The organism is Pedobacter sp. 01T416_2 (assembly GCF_056398925.1).
This window is the reverse complement of the sequence record NZ_JBFTQI010000746.1, coordinates 1-2,873: the sequence shown is the minus strand read 5'-3', so window position 1 is coordinate 2,873 and position 2,873 is coordinate 1. Positions and strand designations below refer to the sequence as shown.

2 protein-coding genes are annotated in these 2,873 nt (G+C 42.8%); both read right to left on the bottom strand.

What is annotated here, in order from left to right; translation table 11 throughout:
• The coding region (locus AC1DPQ_RS23440; protein ID WP_477611042.1) for a zinc-dependent metalloprotease at positions 1-1,718 on the bottom strand (1,718 nt) is incomplete at its 3' end.
• A gap of 31 nt (positions 1,719-1,749) precedes the next feature.
• Positions 1,750-2,873: zinc-dependent metalloprotease (locus AC1DPQ_RS23435; protein ID WP_477611041.1), on the bottom strand; the 1,124-nt coding region annotated here is incomplete at its 5' end.

The window sequence follows — 2,873 nt, the reverse complement described above, 5'->3', positions numbered from 1 at the left end:
GTGCTGTTATCACCAACATCCTCGGTCTGGCAACGCGCATCGTTATTAAATCCTTCTCCACCAAACCACAATCTTGGATTAACCCTTAAACTGTCATCAGCCCATTTCGAGACTATTTTCCGATCTGCATCTACATCTTTACTGCCCAAATAAGAATATCCCCATTTAATGGCCCATTTATCATAATCATTTATGCGAGGCATAATACCTGCTGTGCCAACGCTGTCCTCCGGCTGGGCCACATAGTTAAAACGGGCATAATCCATTATCGAGTTGGTGTGGCCATGTTTTTCTACCCATGCTTTGTCCCTTAGCTTTTCAACCGGCGTTAAACTACTGCTGCCCATATTGTGGCGCAGACCAAGGGTATGTCCTACCTCGTGGGACGAAACGAACCGGATCAGTTCGCCCATCAGTTCATCACTAAAGGTCATCGTACGTGCTCTTGGATCATTAGGCCCGGCCTGGATCATGTACCAGTCGTGCACCAGTGACATTACATTATGATACCAGCCAATATAGCTTTGCAGAATCTCTCCACTTCTTGGGTCATGGATATTGGGTCCATAGGCATTAGCGGTTTCCGAAGGCAGATAGCGCAGTACCTTGTAGCGTGCATCCTCCAGGCTCATGGTGGTATCGCCTTCGGGCCAYTCCTTTCCAATGATCGCATTCTTGAAGCCGGCCGATTTAAAGGCCTCGTTCCAATCGTTGATTCCCTGTATCAGATAAGGGCGCCACTGTTTAGGCGTTGCTGGGTCAATATAATATACGATCGGCTGTTTGGGCTCAACAAGTTCACCCTTTCTGTATCTTTCCAGGTCTTCTTTCTTGGGTTCCAAACGGTAACGGACAATAAAGGACTTAAATTCAATATTCTGTTGATCGTCAGTGAGTGGGGTATAACCACTATCGGCAAAATAGCCTACCCGCTGATCGAACTCCCTTGGTACCATTGGCGTTTTGGGCATCAACAAAATTGATGTTGATACCTCTAAAGTCACATTCCCGCCTACTTTGGCAGCATCCAAAACAGGTGATATTGGTGAAGGTTTTGCCGGAACGGTGGCGGAGTAGRTCCGCACCGACCTTAATTCGACATTGATTGGATAGGAAGCGACACTTTTTAAATAACTACGGTCCTGAGCAACGCTTCCCAGACCTAACCTTTTGGTCACCTCATCATTGGGTTTGGTGAATGTATTTTCCTTTTGAAGAAAATCCGTCATCTCGATGAACGAACTGCTATTGCCTTCCCCTCTGGCCTTCACCTCAAATACAGATGCAATGGCATCTATATTTGCGTTTGCGACCGCTTTGGCAATGGTGTTTGTAGAATCGGAATGGGTAATCAGGCTTACCACCCTTAAATTGATTTTCTTCCCAATTCCTTTGTCAAATAAAATAGTTTTTTGGCCCATTTCCTCTCCACCGAACTTAGGGCTTCCACCAGGAACTTTGACCAACCAATTAGTTAGCAGCAATTCCCTGCCCAAAAGAGAATCGGGAATTTCAAAATAATACCGCTCCCCTGTTTTATAAATGTTGAATAGACCTTTTTTAACTATTGTATTTCCGGTCAAAATTGCTTTTAACGGGTCTGCTTTTCTCTCAACGGTATCCGTTTTTGCAGATGCTTGCTTATTATTTTTGTTTTGTGCCAGCAACTGGGTGCTGCACAATCCAAGCAAAGCCATAAATATGAATCTTAATCTCATTGTCTGTATATTATCGTCCTACAAAATCAACTTATTGGTTCCTTGGATTTAAAGTATTGTTGATTTTTTCTGAAATGTACCTCAGGTGCGCAGTCGTTATCGGATCAGTGTATCCCGCTATAGCAGTTTTACATTGCTCCATAATCCCTTTTAATTGCGAACGCAATACCACCGGCACATCTGTACCCGCAATGGCAAGTTCTTTGGCTGGATCAACAGTTGCCTCTCCTTCTACTAAATTCCTGAGCAGAAAATTTACCAGCATTTTTTGCATATAAYGTTTACCCCCATCAATAGCTTGGCGGTTTTGCAATTCGGCAAAAATACCTTTGTTCAGATCGGTAAGCATTTCATCTACAGTATAGGCTTTTTCTTTTCCAAAACGCAAGGTAGTGGCGTTCATCCGGTAAAGCCTACTGGGTTCTACAAGATGAAAAAGTGCATCCTCCTGCATTTTGGTAACTTCTTCTTTTTTAGCAGGTTTCCTGAATTTATTTAATACCGCAGGGTTTAAAATCCATTTAGGGGTATTAAAGACTTCTTGATTTAAAAAGGCTACGGCTGCTTTTTGGGTTGCCTTGGCAACTGGTGAATATACATCGCCTTCCTGATCTACACTCTTGATACTTTCGTTTACTCCCCCTACCTGGGTAAAAGCATGGCGCATTAAAAATGAATATTGGCTCACCAGCGTGTAATAAATATCCGAGGTATTAAAATAAGTATTATCATCTGTTGTGGTCCATTTGATCAGGTTGGCCATTATAAATTTTAAGTTCTTGACCCCGTATTCCGCCGCCATAACCGGATTACTGCTTAAATCCTCCCATTGCGCAGATGGATTGCTTATATCAGTGGTCTTGATGTCACCAGTCTGAGGGGCAAACAACAGATTGGAACCCGTTTTTAAATTATCGGTAATCCACTTCAGCCTGATTTTTTTATCAGATTCAAAATCAGCTGCACCGGTATACCCATATGCCCATTTAATTGCCCATTTATCATAATCGCCTATCATCGGGATTAAGCCTTTACGGGAAACCATATCACCGGGCTGGGCAACATAGTTGTAATGATTATAATCCATAATTGAATGATCATACGGATGTGTGGCCAACCAGTTTTTATCCTTTAATTTTTCGATTGCAATAGTTG